The 19,175-nt window shown below is 45.0% G+C and carries 12 protein-coding genes and 2 tRNA genes; 3 read left to right on the top strand and 11 right to left on the bottom strand.

Features of this window, described 5'->3' with window-relative positions; genetic code table 11:
• Position 1: 1 nt before the first annotated feature.
• Both purL and ICN43_RS07165 read right to left on the bottom strand, forming a co-directional pair.
• Positions 2 to 4,036 (bottom strand): phosphoribosylformylglycinamidine synthase, encoded by a 4,035-nt coding sequence (purL, locus tag ICN43_RS07160; protein ID WP_216198178.1) that lies wholly within the window; start codon positions 4,034 to 4,036, stop codon positions 2 to 4.
• A 21-nt stretch (positions 4,037 to 4,057) separates the two neighbouring features.
• Complete coding sequence (locus ICN43_RS07165) at positions 4,058 to 4,738, bottom strand: ABC transporter ATP-binding protein (RefSeq protein WP_216198179.1); 681 nt, start codon at positions 4,736 to 4,738, stop codon at positions 4,058 to 4,060.
• 23 nt (positions 4,739 to 4,761) lie between these two features.
• On the opposite strand from ICN43_RS07165, the gene ICN43_RS07170 reads away from it, so the two are divergent.
• Positions 4,762 to 5,412 carry an arylesterase gene (locus tag ICN43_RS07170; RefSeq protein ID WP_216198182.1) on the top strand — a complete coding sequence of 217 codons (651 nt, stop codon included), beginning with the start codon at positions 4,762 to 4,764 and terminating at the stop codon, positions 5,410 to 5,412.
• Between the two features lie 2 nt (positions 5,413 to 5,414).
• Here the strand turns inward: ICN43_RS07170 and ICN43_RS07175 are convergent, their stop codons facing one another.
• The 9 genes from ICN43_RS07175 to ispD all read right to left on the bottom strand — a co-directional run bounded on the left by ICN43_RS07175 (position 5,415) and on the right by ispD (position 14,677).
• Complete coding sequence (locus ICN43_RS07175; RefSeq protein ID WP_216198184.1) at positions 5,415 to 6,881, bottom strand: peptidylprolyl isomerase; 1,467 nt, start codon at positions 6,879 to 6,881, stop codon at positions 5,415 to 5,417.
• Positions 6,882 to 6,985: 104 nt separating this feature from the next.
• Positions 6,986 to 7,061 (bottom strand) — tRNA-Val (locus ICN43_RS07180).
• A gap of 117 nt (positions 7,062 to 7,178) precedes the next feature.
• Positions 7,179 to 9,611 carry an endopeptidase La gene (gene lon / locus ICN43_RS07185; protein ID WP_216198186.1) on the bottom strand — a complete coding sequence of 811 codons (2,433 nt, stop codon included), beginning with the start codon at positions 9,609 to 9,611 and terminating at the stop codon, positions 7,179 to 7,181.
• A 178-nt stretch (positions 9,612 to 9,789) separates the two neighbouring features.
• On the bottom strand, positions 9,790 to 11,151 hold the full coding sequence (gene clpX, locus ICN43_RS07190; RefSeq protein ID WP_216198188.1) for an ATP-dependent Clp protease ATP-binding subunit ClpX: 1,362 nt from the start codon (positions 11,149 to 11,151) through the stop codon (positions 9,790 to 9,792).
• 26 nt (positions 11,152 to 11,177) lie between these two features.
• Positions 11,178 to 11,807: an ATP-dependent Clp endopeptidase proteolytic subunit ClpP gene (gene clpP / locus ICN43_RS07195; protein WP_216198191.1), complete on the bottom strand. Its 630-nt coding sequence runs from the start codon at positions 11,805 to 11,807 to the stop codon at positions 11,178 to 11,180.
• 33 nt (positions 11,808 to 11,840) lie between these two features.
• On the bottom strand, positions 11,841 to 13,178 hold the full coding sequence (tig, locus tag ICN43_RS07200; protein WP_216198193.1) for a trigger factor: 1,338 nt from the start codon (positions 13,176 to 13,178) through the stop codon (positions 11,841 to 11,843).
• Between the two features lie 57 nt (positions 13,179 to 13,235).
• Positions 13,236 to 13,322 (bottom strand) — tRNA-Leu (locus ICN43_RS07205).
• Between the two features lie 81 nt (positions 13,323 to 13,403).
• The gene (gene ispF, locus ICN43_RS07210; RefSeq protein WP_216198194.1) at positions 13,404 to 13,907 is read right to left on the bottom strand and encodes a 2-C-methyl-D-erythritol 2,4-cyclodiphosphate synthase; all 504 of its coding nucleotides are present in this window, start codon (positions 13,905 to 13,907) and stop codon (positions 13,404 to 13,406) included.
• A 5-nt stretch (positions 13,908 to 13,912) separates the two neighbouring features.
• Positions 13,913 to 14,677 carry a 2-C-methyl-D-erythritol 4-phosphate cytidylyltransferase gene (ispD, locus tag ICN43_RS07215; RefSeq protein WP_216198196.1) on the bottom strand — a complete coding sequence of 255 codons (765 nt, stop codon included), beginning with the start codon at positions 14,675 to 14,677 and terminating at the stop codon, positions 13,913 to 13,915.
• 23 nt (positions 14,678 to 14,700) lie between these two features.
• Between ispD and mfd the strand changes: the two genes are divergently transcribed.
• Positions 14,701 to 18,255 (top strand): transcription-repair coupling factor, encoded by a 3,555-nt coding sequence (gene mfd, locus ICN43_RS07220; protein WP_216198198.1) that lies wholly within the window; start codon positions 14,701 to 14,703, stop codon positions 18,253 to 18,255.
• 20 nt (positions 18,256 to 18,275) lie between these two features.
• Positions 18,276 to 19,166, top strand: coding sequence for a phosphoserine phosphatase SerB (gene serB, locus ICN43_RS07225; RefSeq protein WP_216198200.1), 891 nt, complete (start codon positions 18,276 to 18,278; stop codon positions 19,164 to 19,166).
• Positions 19,167 to 19,175: the final 9 nt, after the last annotated feature.

Below are 19,175 nucleotides of genomic sequence, written 5' to 3' on the forward strand. Positions count from 1 at the left end.
ATTACTTAGCCCAGAACCTAGCGTTACGGAACAAACGCATCCATGGGCTAGCTCCATCAGGGGTATCCAACCATTCTTTCGGAGCCCAGCTCATCTGCACTGCTCTAAATACACGCTCAGGATGAGGCATCATGACGGTGAAGCGACCGTCTGGAGTAGTAACCCCAGTCAAACCGCCAGGAGAGCCATTCGGGTTCATAGGATAGGTTTCGGTTGGATTGCCTTGGTGATCTACAAAACGTAGAGCTAGCAATCCCTGTTTCTGCAACACCTCTAAATTGCCTTGCTGGCTAAAATTGGCAAAACCCTCGCCATGAGCAATCGCTATCGGCAACTGACTTCCAGTCATGCCTTGGGTAAAAATCGATGGTGATGCCATCACCTCGGCCATCACCAAGCGAGCTTCATATTGCTCGGATTGATTTCGGGTAAATTTAGGCCAAGCTTCTGCTCCCGGGATAATTGCAGCCAGATTACTCATCATTTGACATCCATTACAGACGCCCAATGCAAAACTATCTTGACGGCCAAAAAATGTAGAGAACTGATCACGCAATTGACTATTGAAGAGAATGGTTTTTGCCCAGCCTTCACCTGCCCCCAAGACATCTCCATAACTAAATCCACCACAGGCTATTAATCCGCGGAAATTATCTAATGCTGCCTTTCCAGCAAGCAAGTCTGACATATGAACGTCATAGCTATCAAAGCCTGCCCAGTTCACTGCATAAGCCATTTCTACATGAGAATTTACGCCCTGCTCACGCAAAATAGCCACTTTAGGACGGGCATTCTTATTGATGAATGGCGCGGAAACATCCTCAGCAATATCAAATGTCAACCGGGGAGACATACCTGCATCAGCAATATCATCCAGCAGAGAAAACTCACTATCAGCACAGTCTGGGTTATCTCTTAAACGAGCAATCTGATAGCTAGTATTAGCCCATATCTTTTGTAGCACTTCACGTGGCTCAGCAAAGATATTTTTAGCATCACGCCAAACTTCAATGCGCCCATTAGTGTTTGGCTTTGCAATGACGTGACTGCAAGCACTAAGATTCAACCTGCGCAGAAGAGCAAATACGGCGTCTCGATCTGATTTGCGAATCTGAATCACTGCTCCCAGCTCCTCATTAAATAAAGCGCGCATGGTTTGTTCGTGACGTCGACCAGAAACTTGTTGCGCCCAATTCTTGGCATCGCCCCAATCAGCCTCTTGGCCTACATCTACCGCAATCATGTCAACATTCATAGAGATACCGGTATGCGATGCAAAAGCCATCTCCGCGATACAGGCAAATAAACCACCGTCGGAACGATCGTGATAAGCCAATAATTGATTTCTCTGACGCAACTCAATGACGGCAGTAGCCAATGCTTTTAGATCCTCCGGGTGATCTACATTCGGGGCCGAATGGCCAGATTGGTTAAGCACTTGCGCCAAAATACTACCAGCCATGCGATTTTTGCCGCGACCTAAATCAATCAAAATTAATTCAGTTTCTAAGGCTGCGCCAGACTCATCCTTGAGCTGCAGTAAAGGTATTGTAGTTTTACGAACGTCTTGAACTGCAGCAAAAGCAGAAATGATTAATGAAACAGGTGAAACCACTTTCTTGGCATGATCACCCTCTTGCCATGCTGTAGCCATGGATAAGGAATCTTTGCCGACAGGTATCGAAATGCCAAGGGCTGGGCACAATTCCATACCAATTGCTTTGACTGAGTCATACAACTTTGCATCCTCGCCTGGCGAACCGCAAGCAGCCATCCAGTTGGCAGAGAGCTTGACATCTTCTAAGCGACGAATATCTGCAGCCAATAAATTAGTAATAGCCTCACCAACAGCTATTTTGGCTGCAGCTGGAGCATCCATTACAGCCAACGGGGTTCGCTCACCCATGGACATCGCTTCACCACGATAGCCCTTGTAATCCATTAAGGTAACTGCGCAGTCGGCAACAGGCACTTGCCAAGGACCAACGAATGGGTCTCGCGCATTAAGGCCGCCAACAGTACGGTCACCAATAGTAATTAAAAATGACTTACTGGCAACAGTTGGTTGCTGTAAAACCCAAGCAATGCATTGGGCTAAATCAGCATCAGTGACATCAAGCTCATCAAATTCTTGAGCAACGCGTTTTACATCGCGATGCATACGTGGAGGCTTTCCAAGCAATACTTCCATTGGCATATCAATTGGCATGGCAGAATCACTACCAGCAAGCTCTTTGTTGTCACTCAGCTGGAGTTGTCGCTCAGTAGTTGCCTCACCGACCACAGCAAATGGGCAACGCTCGCGCTCGCAGAGTGATTTAAAAAGCTCCAGATCATTAGATTCAATTGCGAGAACATAGCGCTCTTGAGATTCGTTACACCAAATCTCCGCAGGACTCATACCACTCTCCTCAAGTGGGACGTTACGCAATTGAAATTGTGCACCCAAGCCAGCCCCATCAGCAAGCTCTGGGAATGCATTTGAGATACCACCAGCACCGACGTCGTGGATCGATACAATCGGATTTCTCTGACCCATCGCAATACAAGAATTAATGACTTCTTGCGCGCGACGCTCCATTTCAGGATTGCCACGCTGGACAGAATCAAAATCTAAATCAGCAGTATTTGTTCCAGTTGCAACAGAGCTACCAGTTGCGCCGCCCATACCAATCTTCATGCCAGGACCACCCAATTGAATAAACAGGTGTCCTGCTTTAATTTGTTTTTTTGTCGTATGAATTGAATCAATACTGCCGATACCACCGGCAATCATGATTGGTTTGTGATAGCCGCGACGTACCCCTTCTAGAGTTTGTTCAAATACCCTGAAATAACCACCTAAAATAGGGCGGCCAAATTCATTATTAAAAGCAGCTCCACCCAATGGGCCATCGATCATAATTTGTAGTGGAGTGGCAATGCGTTCGGGCTTGCCATATTTCTCCGCTTCCCAAGGTAGATCAGTTCCAGGAATATGGAGATTGGATACTGAGAAGCCTGTTAGGCCAGCCTTAGGTCGTCCACCAACACCAGTAGCACCCTCATCTCGAATCTCACCACCAGCACCAGTAGAGGCGCCCGGGAACGGTGCAATCGCTGTTGGATGATTATGCGTCTCCACCTTCATCAAGGTATGCACCAAGCGAGTGTCTTTTTCGTAGCGTCGGTCCTGACCTTTTGGTGACCAAGTTTCCGACTCGGATCCCACCATTACTGCCGAGTTGTCAGAGTAGGCAACAATCGTACCTTCAGGCTGCAATTGATGTGTGTTGCGAATCATGGCAAACAGTGATTTCTCTTGATCATCGCCATCAATCGTCCAGCTAGAATTAAATATCTTGTGGCGACAATGCTCACTATTTGCTTGAGCAAACATTATTAATTCAACATCACTAGGGTTGCGCTCTAAGCGGATGAAATTCTCAACCAAATACAGGATTTCATCCTCTGAGAGTGCAAGACCTAATTCTTGATTGGCTTTATCTAATGCAGATCTACCCTCTGTGAGAATTGGGATTCGGATAAAAGGCCTATCAGGCAGAGATTGATACAAGGCTGATGCCTCATCGACCTCGTTAATAACAAGCTCAGTCATCCGATCATGAACAGACGCTAATACCAGTTGTATTTGTTCAGAATTGAGAGATTTTTTACTTTGCCATGTGTATTGAACGCCTCGCTCAATACGTAAAATGTGAAGGCCACATTGACGAGCAATATCGGTAGCTTTGCTAGCCCATGGAGAAACTGTGCCGAAACGGGGAATGGAAATCACAGATTGCTTATCAGCAGGCTTACCAAACAAGGAGCCGCCCTCTTTCATTTGCGACGCGAAAGGTTGACCATAAGTCAGAAGACTTTTGAGAACCTCTCCATCTTTGGCTATGATTTCAGACTCAGACCAAATGAAATGAAGATATTGAGCCTCAATAGACTCAAGTTGAACTCCCTGGGCTGCGAGCGAGGCTAAAAGTCGCTGTTGGCGGAAGACTGAAAGGGCATTTGCCCCGGGCAAGCAACAGAATGATGACATCCCAAGATTATAAGGTTTTGATTAGGCCAGGCGTCCGCCATGAAGGTTTAATTGACGTCCGCACCGAGCAGCTAGGGCTGGATCATGAGTTACCAGAACCAGGGTTGAGGAATTCTCCCGATTTAATTCAAAAAGGAGCTCTATCACCCTATTTCCGCTTATCTCATCTAGACTTCCAGTGGGCTCATCTGCAAAGAGAATTGCAGGTTTATTAATAAAGGCTCGAGCCAAGGCTACACGCTGTTGTTCGCCGCCAGATAGGGTCTTTGGGAAATGATTTGCCCTGAGCCCGAGACCAACCTTTTCAAGCCATTGAAAGGCGGCTAACTTAGCCTCAGCTTGAACGACACCAGCCATCTCTAAAGGAAGCATAACGTTTTCTAGGGCAGTTAAGTGCGGCAAGAGATGGAATGATTGAAAAACAAAGCCTATATACTGGCCCCGTAAACGTGCTCTGCCATCCTCATCTAGCTGATTGAGGTTCTGCCCCATTAAGTTGATCTGACCTGAGCTTGGTAGATCCAATCCGGCTAGGAGGCTCAACAAAGTGCTTTTTCCAGAGCCAGATGCCCCCACAATCGCAACACTTTCTCCATGCTCTATTTGAAAGCTAAGATCATGCAAAATCTCAAGGTCGCCATCAGCCGTTTTGACCAGCTTGCCAACATGATCGGCAACAATGGAATTAGACTGTTTGTTCATGTGAATTTTTCTAGAGTGGAAATATGCGGGTTCAGCTTTTAACTGTTAACAAATTAATAACAGGTCTATTTTGCCTGTTAATGGCTATTTCTTCTTGGGCACAAGTAAAACCAGTAGTTTTGGTTTTGGGGGATAGCCTGTCCGCTGAATACGGCATACCACGCGGTACCGGATGGGTTCGCATACTCGAAGAGCAGTTGATTAAGGACAAAAGTCCTTGGACTGTATTTAATGCAAGCATTAGCGGCGAAACCAGTTCGGGTGGACTCACTCGGCTCCCCAGCCTTCTTAGTCAAAAAAAACCTGGAATCGTCGTGATTGAGCTAGGAGCAAACGATGCTCTGCGCGGGTTAGCAGTAAGTCAAACCGAAATAAATCTACGCAAGATGATTCAGATCAGTAAAAAATCCGGCGCTAAGGTCTTGCTGTGCGGTATCCAGATTCCCTCCAACTATGGCCAAACCTACACCATGCAATTTAAACAGCTCTACCCTCAATTAGCTCAACAAGAGCAAGTTGAATTACTTCCTTTTTTCTTAGAGGGCGTTGCAAGCAAACCAGAATTATTTCAGGCAGATCGATTACATCCAAATGTTGAAGCGCAAAGCACTATATTCAGAAATGTATGGAGCTCAATGGCCCCATACAGTAACTTGCTGAAAAAAATACCTTAGGATTAGCTACCAGCGCTACCTGAATTTGCCTGCTTAAGCGGATTAATCACTTTAACATCAGCGCCGTTACGCCAGTAGCCCATAAATCCTGCAAATTCAGACTGTGCAGCCAGAGCTTGGATTTGTTGAGCCTGTGCCTTATAAACCTTTGCATCCATCGATGCCGGTTGACGAACCTGATCAATGCGATAAATTGTCGTACCTACGCCAGGATTAGTAACCGCAACTACAGCTGGTAATTTATTGACACTCACGGACATCACTTCATCCATTGAAGGCCCTACTAAGCCGCCAGGTTTATTTCGTGAAATCCAGCTTGAACCACTAAAACCAGCTGTATTTTTTGGATCCATTTCAAGATTAGCTAATTTCTCACTAGCAGCGGAATTAGCCAGCTTCACAGCAGCGCGCTGACTCACCTGTCGCTTCACTTCTGCAGCAACATCTTTAAAAGGGAGGATTTGAGCGGAATGGAAAGTTAGCACCCTTGCAGAAACAAATACACCTGGAGATATTTGCACGGCTTCAGTGTTACGCTTGTTCTTAAGAGCCTCATCTCCATAAAGTGACTGCACTACCTTTGGATTGGCCAAAGGATGATCCTTAGACACACCAGCAGCTCCACTACGTGTCACACCCTTCTGAGTTTGAATACTGAGCTTCAATTTGTCTGCGGCTGGCTTGAGACTATCGGATTGATCGTAAGTCATATTGGCAAACTGATCTGCTTTTTCATTAAAAGTCTTAGGATCCTCTTTAGGATCAGCCTTGAGAACAATATATTCCACATCGATATATTCAGGAGTCTCAAATAATTTAGCGTTAGCCTCATAAAAAGATTGCAGCTCTTCAGGGCTTGGATTAACTTTTGATAGATAGTCTTTTGCATTGAACTGCAAAGTCTGTACTTGTCTTTCAGTTTCATATAAGGATGAAACTATTGCCGATAACTTTGGACTGGCTAATTCTGTGCGAGCCACTGAATTGACTAGCTGTTGAATTTTCAAGTCAAAACTTTGGCCAGCATAAAACTGTTCTTCATTCATACCATTGCTTGCAAGTAACTGTTTAAAGCGAACATCATCAAAAGTACCGTCTTGACGATATAAAGCGCGAATCTGTGGAATCTTTTGTAGGCTATTAACCAGCTCCTGCTTGCCGACTTGCAAACGCAGATCGCCAACCGCAAAACCTAAAATACGCTGTTGAAGTAATTCGTTAAGAATGGCTTCACGAAAAGGTAGACTTTGGGCAATTTGCATATTTCCACCAACTCGCTCTACCTGGCGCTTGGCTGCAGTCTCAACTTCTTGAGCTGTAATAGGCTTACCGTTAACCTTTACGATATCGGTTTCTTTATCCATAAACTCGGAATAGCTTGATATTCCAAATAGTGCAAAAGAAGGGATGATGATCAACATCAAGGCAAGCTGTAGAATTTTTTGGTTTTTACGTACTGAATCAAACATGAATTAATCGCTCGAAATAAAGTCAATGATGCGAGTGTAATAGGCTGAAGGTCTAGAGAATCTAGAAAGCCTGCGAGAAGAAATGCAAATAAAAATTGGGAAACTGGTGGGCGCTGACGGGATCGAACCGCCGACATTCTGCGTGTAAGGCAGACGCTCTACCATCTGAGCTAAGCGCCCCAAGTTAATACAGACAAGATTGTAACCTAGTGTAGAAATAAAGGAGGGATTCCGCATCAAAAAGGAATTCAATTTAGCGCTCAATTTGACTTAAAACCCCTCACGCATCCCTATTCATCAATGCTTTAAGACCTCTCCAGAAGAAATCTTTTCATTGGCTTTACTGGCTTCAGCAGCCTTTTTTGCAAGCTCCTCTGGCGTTGGATCGGATAAGGCCACTGGTTTTCGCTCTAATGCCAACTCAAGAACTTTATCAATCCAGCGAACTGGGACAATTTCAATCGCATTCTTTACGTTATCAGGAATATCGATCAAGTCTTTGATATTTTCTTCTGGAATTAAAGCTAACTTGATACCGCCGCGGTGGGCTGCCAATAACTTTTCTTTTAAGCCGCCAATCGGAAGCACCTCGCCGCGCAATGTGATCTCGCCAGTCATTGCCACATCAGAGCGGATTGGAATGCCTGTAAAGACCGATACCAAAGCTGTCGTGATTGCGATACCTGCAGATGGACCATCCTTTGGGGTCGCACCGTCTGGGAAGTGGATATGAATATCTTTTTTCTCAAAAGCTTCATCCGGGATCCCCAAGGCTCTAGCTCTGGAACGAACAACCGTTTTTGCGGCCTCGACAGATTCTTTCATTACATCACCAATGGAGCCGGTCCGAGTAATCACCCCTTTACCAGGCATGACTGCGGCTTCAATAGTTAATAAATCACCACCAACTTCAGTCCAAGCTAAACCAGTTACCTGGCCAACTTGATTCTCCTTGGCAGCAAGACCAAAGTCATACATCTTCACAGATAGGAACTTTTCTAGATTGTCAGCATTCACAGTAATTGGTGCAGCCTCCTTCTTGAGCAGCAATAGCTTCACTACCTTGCGGCAGATCTTACTAATTTCACGCTCTAAGGAACGAACACCAGCTTCTCGAGTGTAATAACGAATCATGCCTCGAACAGCAGATTCCTCAATCTTTAACTCATCCTTCTTGAGGCCATTATTTTTAATCTGCTTGGGAATAAGATAATTGATTGCAATACTGGTTTTCTCATCCTCTGTATAGCCCGCAAGACGAATAATTTCCAAGCGATCCAATAAAGGACCAGGAATATTTAATGAGTTTGATGTGGCAACAAACATCACATCCGAGAGATCAAAATCAACTTCGACATAGTGATCTTGGAAGGTGTGATTTTGCTCTGGATCCAAAACTTCCAGCAAGGCACTAGCAGGATCGCCACGGAAATCCATGCCCATTTTATCGACTTCGTCTAGAAGAAATAAAGGATTGCGAACGCCTACTTTGGTCAAGCTCGAAAGAATCTTGCCGGGCATAGATCCAATATAGGTACGTCGATGACCGCGAATTTCAGATTCATCACGTACACCACCCAATGCCATGCGCACAAACTTACGGTTTGTGGCTCGTGCAATAGATTGACCGAGCGAAGTTTTACCAACACCAGGAGGTCCAACCAAACAAAGGATCGGAGCCTTAACACGGTCAACGCGTTGTTGAACTGCAAGATATTCCAAAATACGCTCTTTAACTTTATCAAGTCCATAGTGATCTTCATCCAATACTTTTTCAGCATTAGCCAAATCATTATTGATCTTAGTTTTTTTCTTCCAAGGCAGAGAAACTAAGGTGTCAATGAAATTGCGAATCACTGTTGCTTCAGCAGACATTGGAGACATGAGTTTGAGTTTTTTCAACTCAGACTCGGCTTTCTTCAATGCTTCCTTAGGCATGCGAGCAGCTTTAATGCGCTTCTCTAATTCTTCGAGATCGGCACCCTCTTCACCCTCACCTAATTCTTTCTGAATAGCTTTGACTTGTTCATTCAGGTAATACTCACGCTGACTCTTCTCCATCTGACGTTTTACGCGTCCACGAATACGCTTCTCAACTTGTAAGATGTCAATCTCACTTTCAAGGTCAGCTAATAGACTTTCTAAGCGCTGAACTACATCAGTCATCTCAAGTAAACGCTGCTTTTGCTCAAGCTTAACCGGCAGGTGCGCGCATATCGTATCTGCTAAACGACTAGGATCGTCAATTCCACCAAGTGATGAAAGAATTTCTTGAGGAACCTTTTTATTGAGTTTTACATACTGATCAAACTGAGCCATGATCGCACGACGCAATGCTTCAGTCTCATGAGCATCTAAGGCGGTCATTGGAGTTGGCGTAGCTTCACATCCAAAATACCCTTGGCTATCTTCAACCTGACTTACTTCAGCGCGCTGAACACCCTCAACCAGAACCTTAACAGTGCCATCAGGCAGCTTAAGCATTTGCAGAATATTCGCGATACAGCCAACCTCATATAGATCCTCAACACTGGGCTCATCCTTGGCAGCAGTCTTTTGGGCAACTAGCAACACATTCTTGCCAGTTTCCATAGCGGCCTCAAGCGCTTTGATTGATTTAGGGCGACCAACAAATAAAGGGATAACCATATGGGGAAAAACTACAACATCTCTCAAGGGAAGCAGAGGCAGTTGAATAGGTTCAGAGGGTAGTAATAAGTGGCCAGGCATGGGGCAATTCCTCCAAAATAGTCATTCCGTAAAAATCTCTAAAAAGGCCGTACCACTAGATACGGACCTAATTTAGGAATAGGATACTACCTATATGGGTAGCACCAAGTGAAAAACAAGGGGGAAATATGCGAAAAGTGTGCCAAAAACCACCGAAAAGACCAAAAAATACTAAAAATTAGGCTTTTTTACTCAATTCTGTAGATTCGTCACCTTGTTTGTATACCAAGATAGGCTTACCACCCTCGGCAATAGTGCTTTCATCGATAACAACTTTTTGCACATTCTTTAGGGAAGGCAGGTCATACATCACATCCATGAGTGAACCCTCGAGAATGGAACGTAGGCCTCTAGCACCAGTCTTGCGTGCAATAGCTTTCTTGGCAATGGCTGATAGTGCGGCTGGCCGGACTTCAAGTTCAGAACCCTCCATAGTCAAGAGTGCCTGATATTGCTTAACCAAGGCATTCTTAGGCTCAGTCAAAATCTGGATCAGGGCTGTTTCATCCAATTGAGCCAAAGTGGCTACAACTGGCAAACGACCAATCAACTCTGGAATAAGGCCAAACTTAATTAAATCCTCTGGCTCCACCTCGATTAAGAGGTCGCTTACGCCGCGATCATCTTTACCTGGGACAGTAGCATTAAATCCAATGCCAGTCTTGGCAGTGCGCTGCTGAATAACTTTCTCAAGTCCATCAAAAGCACCCCCACAAATAAATAAGATATTAGTAGTATCAACCTGCAAGAAATCTTGGTTGGGATGCTTGCGGCCACCTTGCGGAGGCACAGAAGCCATAGTTCCTTCAACCAACTTCAACAGAGCTTGTTGAACGCCCTCACCCGATACATCACGAGTAATGGATGGGTTGTCCGACTTTCGAGAGATCTTATCAATCTCGTCGATGTATACAATTCCGCGTTGCGCTTTTTCTACGTTGTAGTCACAAGCTTGCAATAGCTTTTGAATAATATTTTCAACGTCTTCACCAACATAACCTGCTTCGGTTAATGTTGTTGCATCAGCCATTACAAAAGGAACATCCAGCATGCGCGCTAATGTTTGAGCTAGTAATGTTTTGCCTGATCCCGTTGGGCCGATCAGCAAAATATTACTTTTTGCCAATTCAACACCGTCGACCATTGCTTTGGCAGGAGCTTTAGATTCTTTTTTGTCGGCAACCTCAATAGGCTTTCCGTCTTTATCTAACTTTTCTTTTTTTGGCTTTGGCAAATACTGTAGACGCTTGTAGTGGTTATATACAGCTACCGCCAAAGTCTTCTTAGCGTGATCTTGACCAATGACATACTGATCAAGGTTTTCACGAATTTGATGTGGCGTTGGTAAAGACTCATCTCCCTCTAACTTAGGCAGTTTTAACAACTCTTCTTGAATAATGTCTGTGCAGAGATCAATACACTCATCACAAATAAATACGGATGGGCCAGCAATCAGCTTCTTAACTTCATGCTGACTTTTGCCACAGAAAGAGCAATACAGAACTTTATCTGCAGTATTCGTAGTTTTAATATCGCTCAAGATGGCCGTCTAAATAGTGATGAGAATTAAGGGCGCTTATCGATGACTTTATCAATCAAGCCATACTCTTGAGCCTGATCAGCAGACATGAAGTTATCACGATCAGTATCTTTAGCAATAGTCTCAATAGTTTGTCCGGTTCGGTCAGCCAAAATTTTATTCAAACGCTCACGTAAATAGAGAATTTCACGAGCTTGAATTTCAATATCAGAGGCTTGCCCACGAGCGCCACCTAATGGCTGATGGATCATTACGCGTGAATTAGGCAAGGCATAACGCTTACCTTTCTCGCCAGCACATAACAAGAATGCACCCATGCTCGCGGCCATACCCATGCACAGAGTGCTTACATGAGGCTTAATAAACTGCATCGTGTCATATATTGCTAAACCAGCGGATACAGAACCACCAGGTGAATTGATGTACAAAGAAATTTCTTTGTCAGGGTTTTCGCTCTCTAAAAAAAGCAGCTGCGCAATAACTAAATTTGCAGTTTGATCATTAACTTCACCAACTAAGAAAACAACGCGCTCCCTAAGTAAGCGAGAGTAAATGTCATAGGCCCTCTCACCTCGTCCAGAGGTTTCAATCACCATTGGAACTAAACCTAAACCTTTTGGCTCTAAATTCTCAGATTGAAAGTGATTCTGGTTCATGTGATGGGACCTTTATTTAATAATTGGGGTAGCTTAGTTGAGTTTGCTTAGCTCTTCAAAGCTTAACGCTTTATCAACCACTTTAGCTTGCGAAGTGAAAAACTGAATGACGTTATTTTCAAGAACCAGGTTCTCAATATCTTTGAGGCGGCTAGGGTTGCTGTAGAACCAACGCACTACTTCTTTTGGATCCTCGTAAGTTGCGGCTTGCTCATCAATCTCCGCTTTAATTTGATCCGCAGTAGCAGCCAAATTATGCTGTTTAACCAAATCGCTCAAAATCAAACCAAGACGAACGCGTTTGAGGGCTTGCTCAGCAAACATCTCTGCAGGAATTGGCGCATCTTTAGCATTGGGAATTCCGCGTTGGATTAAGTCTTGACGGGCAGACTCAGCCAAACGCTCTTGCTCTTGAGCAACCAAGGATTTTGGTGTATCGAGTTCGCAAATGCTATTGAGCTTTTCCATTACCTCACCTTTTAGCAAGGAGGTAATCCGACGCTTTGTTTCGCGATCTAAATTTTCTTTTACTTCTTGACGCATCTTAGTAACGCCACCTTCAGTCACCCCCAAGGACAATGCAAATGCATCATCAATCGCAGGAAGATGAGCCCAGTTCACCGATTTCACGGTGATAGTGAAATCAGCAGTCTTACCAGCTACCTCTTTGCCGTGGTAATCAGCTGGGAAGCTCAATGGGAAAGTCTTACTCTCACCCGCCTTGAGACCCAATGTAGCGGCTTCAAACTCTGGCAGCATACGGCCTTCACCAAGAACGTATTCAAAATTTTCAGCTTTGCCACCAGCGAATTCAACGCCATCAATCTTGCCTACAAAGTCAATCACTACCTGGTCACCAGCTTGAGCGGCTGTATTTTCACCACCGTTGCCATGGGGACCAGCCTCACCGCGAGGATGGTAGTGAACTTGTTGTTTTCTTAAGACATCTACGGCGCGATCGATCTCTGCATCTGAGATATCTGTTGTGTACTTCGTGACTTCTAACTTAGTAAAATCGCCAATTTTTACATCAGGTAAGACTTCAAAATACGCTTCAAATACAACATTATCTGCATCTAACTCAGATTTAGGGTCAAAACGTGGCTGACCTGCCAGAAGAATTTTTTCATTTTGAGCCCATCCGTAGAAGAGCTCAGAAGCTTTATCGAACTGAAGCTCGAAATCCACCTGCATACCGTATTGCTTTTCAACCATACTTTTAGGCACTTTACCAGGGCGGAATCCCGGAGCTTTCAAGGTTTTACCCAATTTAGCCAAACGGTCTTCTCTTGCCTTAGCCAAATCGGCACGAGCGAACTCTAAGGTCACTTTGCGGTCTAACTGACCTAAATTTTCTATCTGCACAGCCATTCTCGTCTTTTAATTGAAAATCGGTATATGTGAAGCCCAAGCCAAGTAGCAATCTTGTGGTGCGAGGAGGGGGACTCGAACCCCCACACCATTGCTGGCGTCAGGACCTAAACCTGGTGCGTCTACCAATTTCGCCATCCTCGCGCGAACTCCGCAAACACTACCGAGCTAAAGCTTCACTCTAAAGACCGTCATTCTACAATGCTTAGCGCTTATGGAGGATATTTAGGCCTTGTAGACCAAAGCTACAGCATGGACAGCAATGCCCTCACCTCTCCCTAAGTGCCCAAGGGATTCATTGGTTTTAGCTTTGAGGTTGACGTGGCTTGGTGTGACGGCCAAATCTGCTGCAATATTGCGGACCATCTCTGGTAAAAAAGTGGCTAATTTCGGCTTTTGACAAATAATCGTTGCATCCACATTACCCACATGAAAACCAGCTGCCTGAACCTTCTGGAGAGCAGCTCTGAGCAGAATACGGCTATCCATATCCTTAAACTGAGGATCTGTATCTGGGAATAGCTGGCCAATATCATTTAATCCTGCAGCACCTAATAATGCATCCGTTAAAGCGTGCAATAAGGCATCCGCATCAGAGTGTCCTAGCAACCCTTTATCACTTGGGATATGAACTCCTCCAAGAATGAGCTTGCGACCCTCCACAAGGGCGTGGACGTCATAGCCTTGGCCAATTCGAAATTGAGGAATATGAGCAGCGCTTGTGGTCATGATATTTAAGTTTTATGTTCCAGGGACTGAATTATGGATTGCATCAGGTCCCAGTCAGCCGGGTGAGTTACCTTGAAGTTGCGAGTAGCACCCTCAATTAATAAAGGTTTCACTCCAGAAAGCTCCATCGCGCTGGCCTCATCAGTAATGTCCGCTTCACAACGAATCCCCTCTTCAATTGCATCATGCAGTTGTTTTAAACCAAACATCTGGGGTGTTTGAGCCTGCCAGAGGTGCTCTCGAGAAATTGTCTTCATCGCCCTACTAGGGTTACCGGCAATCGCAGAATTAGCATCAGCCATTTTTAAGGTATCGGCTAAGGGCATTGCCAAGAGGCCGCCCTCACCAGCTTGCCTGACAGCATCAATCAGTTTGTGAATCAGCTGAGGGGAAATTCCTGGTCGGGCAGCGTCATGAACCAAGACCCAGTCAGTGTCGGAAATACCCGCATCGAGCATTGCCGCCAAAGTATTTCTGACTGTTTCTTGACGGGTTGGACCGCCACTGGGGAGGAAATGGACTTTTGTAGATATCTTGGAGAGCTCGCTCAATATAGGGTTGTCGATAAAACGCTGATTTACGCCCACCCAAATAGAAGCAATTTCTGGTGAATGGATAAAAGCTTCTAGGGCATAGGCCAACATAGGTTTTCCAGCCAACTCCTGAAACTGCTTTGGCAAGGCTCCGCCCAGTCTAGATCCAGTACCAGCTGTAGGTAATAGAGCGTGGCATTGAGCCAAAGACTGTAAAGATTGATTTCCAAGGTGCATACCTGATTCTATAATGAGCGCAGATGTCTGATGCATTAAAACTAGCACCCCCCATACCCGGGCCACGGGCTGGGCAGCGCTTTACCTTTTCTGGCTTGGTGGGCTCATCTGATGCGGCATTAATCGCCCAATCGGCCCTGCGCTATCGGTCTGAATTCTCAGTCATGATCATTTTTTGTGCGCAAGCACAGGAAGCACAACGTCTCCTTGAGGAAATTCCGGCTTTTGCGCCACAGCTCAAAACACGTCTATTACCCGACTGGGAAATTCTGCCCTATGACCATTTCTCCCCACATCAGGATTTGGTCTCAGAACGTTTAGCTACGCTCTACGAATTACTAAACGGTAGTTGCGATATTGTCCTTTTGCCAATTACAACTGCACTTCAAAGACTTGGCCCGCCAAACTTCTTATCGGGTCATACCTTCTTTTTTAGGCAAAACGACAAGCTCAATGAAGTGGCGTTAAAACTTCAGCTCCAACAGGCCGGTTACGATCCCGTCAGCTCAGTAATGCGACCAGGTGAATACAGTATTCGTGGTGGCTTAATTGACTTGTTCCCAATGGGCTCTAGTCTGCCATATCGTTTAGATCTCTTTGGCGATGAGATTGAACAAATTCGGGCTTTTGACCCTGATACTCAGCGCAGCCTTTATCCAGTTAAAGAAGTACGTTTATTGCCAGGGCACGAATTTCCTTTTGATGATGCTTCGCGCACTGCCTTCCGCGGTAGGTGGCGCGAGGTATTCGAGGGCGATCCAACCCGCTGCTCAATTTATAAAGATGCCAACCTTGGCATCCCTAGTGCAGGAATTGAATCCTACCTCCCTCTCTTTTTTGAAGAGACTTCCACCGTCTTTGATTATTTCCCACGCTCAGGCGACCCCGTTTGGTTAGTGAGCATTGGTGATCTTGAGGAGTCTATTAAGGGTTTTTGGAAGGACACTCTTTCTCGATATGAATTCTTAAAACACGATCTAGATAGACCAATTCTTCCGCCAGCGGAGTTATTTCTAGATGTCGATCAATTCTTTGTGGCAGCTAAACCCAATGCGCGTTTGGTTTTAAATAAAGAGATTGATAAAGAAGCAAGAGAGATCCCTCAATTTTTAGCTGTACCTGATTTAGCGGTACATCGCCGTGATGCAGATCCAATGAATCGTTTACGCACTTTAGTTTCCCAGGAAAAAGTACGCGTACTCATTTGTAGCGATAGCAATGGCCGGAAAGAATCTATTCGCCAACTGTTTGAAGAAAGCAACTCAGTTCTGGGTCTCAATGGCAACCCACTCTATCCATTAAAGCCAGAGAGTTTTGAAGGTGTTGCTGATTTTATTAAGAGTGCTGCGCTGTTTGGTCTAGTTACGGCCCAATTATTTAATGGTTTTACTTGGCCATCAGAAAATCTGATTGTTGTTACCGAAGCTGAACTCTTTACAACAACTGCACGTCAACGACGTAAGAGCAAGGAGAGTGAAAGCGCCGATCCAGACATGCTCTTCAAAGATTTATCTGAGCTCAAGATTGGCGACCCGGTTGTTCACTCCGATCATGGTATCGGTCGATATCAAGGTTTAGTTCTTTTAAATTTAGCACCGCCAAAAGAAGAGCCAATTTTTGAAGAGTTCCTGCACTTGGTTTACGCTAAAGATGCCACGCTGTATGTGCCTGTCCAACAGCTGCAGATGGTGACACGTTATGCGGGCTCTGATCCAGATGCAGCACCGTTACATCAACTTGGCTCAGGTCAGTGGGAGAAAGCAAGACGTAAAGCCGCACAACAAATTCGGGATACTGCTGCCGAGTTATTGAGTCTGTATGCAGCCAGGGCTATTCGTAAAGGTCATGCCTTTGAATTTTCCGCCCATGATTACGCTGCATTTTCTGAAAGTTTTGGCTTTGAGGAAACGCCGGATCAAGCCAATGCAATCGCTGCAGTCATTGGAGATATGACCAGCGGTACACCCATGGATCGACTAGTGTGCGGAGATGTCGGTTTCGGTAAAACTGAAGTTGCCCTTCGCGCCAGTTTTGTTGCTGTAATGGGTGGCAAGCAGGTGGCTATTTTGGCGCCAACTACCCTACTGGCTGAACAGCACGTAGCCACATGGAAAGATCGCTTTGCTGATTGGCCTGTGCGTATTGTTGAGCTGTCACGCTTTAAAACTACTAAAGAAATTAATGCGGCACTAGAAGCGATTGCTAAAGGTGATGCCGACATTATTATTGGTACACATAAGCTACTATCTAAAGAGACCCAGTTCGCTAATTTAGGCTTAGTGATTGTGGATGAAGAGCATCGTTTTGGGGTTCGTCAAAAAGATGCGCTCAAGGCATTAAGGGCGGAAGTTGATATTCTGACTTTGACTGCTACTCCAATTCCGAGAACGCTTGGTATGGCCATGGAAGGATTGCGGGAGTTCTCAGTTATTGCTACAGCCCCACAGAAACGCTTAGCAATTAAAACCTTTGTGCGGCGTGAGGGTGATGGCGTTATTCGTGAGGCCATTCTTCGTGAGATCAAGCGTGGTGGTCAGGTTTACTTCCTACACAACGAAGTTGAAACCATTCAAAATCGTAAACATGCTTTACAAGAACTGATCCCGGAGGCGCGAATCAGCGTAGCACATGGCCAAATGCATGAGCGGGAACTTGAATCAGTGATGCGTGAGTTTGTGACTCAACGCACCAATATCCTACTCTGTACTACCATCATTGAAACAGGCATTGATGTTCCAACCGCCAATACCATCATCATGCATCGTGCAGATAAATTTGGACTAGCCCAGCTACATCAATTACGTGGGCGCGTTGGTCGCTCGCATCACCAGGCCTACGCTTATTTACTCGTACCTGATCCTGAGGCACTGAGCAAACAAGCGCAACTGCGTTTAAATGCAATTCAAGCAATGGAAGAACTCGGATCTGGTTTTTATTTGGCAATGCATGATTTAGAGATTCGCGGTGCCGGTGAAGTGCTGGGTGATAAACAATCTGGCGAAATCCATGAAATTGGTTTTCAACTTTATACAGAGATGCTTAATCGTGCTGTTAAATCTCTCCGCAGTGGAAAAGAACCAGATTTACTATCACCGCTTCAGGCGACTACTGATGTGAATTTAGGTATACCCGCCCTCTTTCCTAACGACTATTGTCCCGATGTCCATGAGCGACTCTCGATGTATAAGCGCTTTGCCGGTACAAATGATTTCTCAGAGCTCATGGGCCTAAGAGAAGAGTTAGTTGACCGTTATGGTGATTTACCTGACCAAGCTAAATCGCTATACGAGACTCATCGCTTACGCTTAGAGATGTCAGGCTTTGGAATTAAGAAGATTGATGCGAGCCCAGTATCGATACAGATTCAGTTCATCCCCAATCCTCCAATTGATCCGATGAAAATTATTCAATTAATTCAATCTTCAAAATATATACAACTGAATGGGCAAGATAAATTAAAAATTCTGCCGCAAAAAGAGAAAGATTTTGAGAAACTAGAGCAACGCCTAGACCATATCCGGAAGATTCTTAGGGGCCTAAATGAATCTGCCATGCTGAATACTGCTAAGGCTAATTAATTATCTATCGCTTACTAAATATGTCCAGTCACTTCACACTTGTAGCAATTGCCAATAACCCGATCCCCAATGAGTTAAGTACTGCACTCATGGAACGGGCAAAAGTTTTAGGGATTGAAATTACCGGAGATGTCGAGGAAAGTAAGCCCTCAAAATACTTTACCGCCCGCTGGACTTGTGTCAAAGCCTTAGCATCCGAAGCAAGAATGACTATGCGAGATATCGCTGGTAAATACGATGCAGATTTAGCCTTTCTTTCAGCTGGATATAAGCCAGATGAAGTGAAGGTGTTAGCAATGGATATGGACTCGACCCTAATTAATATTGAGTGCATTGATGAGATTGCTGACTTCACTGGCAAAAAGGCGGCGGTTTCTGAAATTACCGAGGCCACCATGCGAGGTGAGATTAGGGACTTTAAAGAAAGCTTGCGTAGACGCGTAGCACTTTTATCTGGCGTATCCGCAGACGTATTGGCCTCAGTCTATAAAGAGCGTTTGCGACCAAATCCTGGCGCTGCTGAATTATTAACTGGGGCAAATATAAGCGGGCTTTATACATTGCTTGTTTCCGGTGGCTTTACCTTCTTTACCGAAAAGCTACAGAAGGAATTAGGATTTAAGCAAACTCAAGCCAATACCTTAGAAATCATTGACGGCAAATTAACGGGCAAGGTCATTGGCGATATCGTTGATGGCGCAGCTAAAAACTCTTATTTAGAGCAAGCCTGCGTTCTCATGAATTGCCATAAAAAGAACTCTATTACCATAGGTGATGGATCTAACGATTTACTGATGATGCATGGCTCTGGCATCAGCATTGCCTACAAAGCAAAACCCATCGTCAAAGAAAAAGCCGACGCGGCTTTTGACCGAGTCGGCTTAGATGCTGCCTTATTACTGATAGCCTAAATCTTACCT

Source organism: Polynucleobacter sp. UK-Mo-2m-Kol15, from assembly GCF_018881505.1.
Classification (GTDB): Bacteria; Pseudomonadota; Gammaproteobacteria; order Burkholderiales; family Burkholderiaceae; genus Polynucleobacter.

Bases quoted from the DNA above. Each gene is read 5' to 3' on its own strand.
- ispD (WP_216198196.1), bottom strand. From the start codon at position 14,677: ATGCACCTTGGAAATCAATCTTTACAGTCTTTGGCTCAATGCCACGCT.
- tig (WP_216198193.1), bottom strand. From the start codon at position 13,178: ATGGCTGTGCAGATAGAAAATTTAGGTCAGTTAGACCGCAAAGTGACC.
- serB (WP_216198200.1), top strand. From the start codon at position 18,276: ATGTCCAGTCACTTCACACTTGTAGCAATTGCCAATAACCCGATCCCC.
- purL (WP_216198178.1), bottom strand. From the start codon at position 4,036: ATGTCATCATTCTGTTGCTTGCCCGGGGCAAATGCCCTTTCAGTCTTC.
- ICN43_RS07175 (WP_216198184.1), bottom strand. From the start codon at position 6,881: ATGTTTGATTCAGTACGTAAAAACCAAAAAATTCTACAGCTTGCCTTG.
- lon (WP_216198186.1), bottom strand. From the start codon at position 9,611: ATGCCTGGCCACTTATTACTACCCTCTGAACCTATTCAACTGCCTCTG.
- mfd (WP_216198198.1), top strand. From the start codon at position 14,701: ATGTCTGATGCATTAAAACTAGCACCCCCCATACCCGGGCCACGGGCT.
- ICN43_RS07165 (WP_216198179.1), bottom strand. From the start codon at position 4,738: ATGAACAAACAGTCTAATTCCATTGTTGCCGATCATGTTGGCAAGCTG.
- ispF (WP_216198194.1), bottom strand. From the start codon at position 13,907: ATGACCACAAGCGCTGCTCATATTCCTCAATTTCGAATTGGCCAAGGC.
- clpP (WP_216198191.1), bottom strand. From the start codon at position 11,807: ATGAACCAGAATCACTTTCAATCTGAGAATTTAGAGCCAAAAGGTTTA.
- ICN43_RS07170 (WP_216198182.1), top strand. From the start codon at position 4,762: ATGCGGGTTCAGCTTTTAACTGTTAACAAATTAATAACAGGTCTATTT.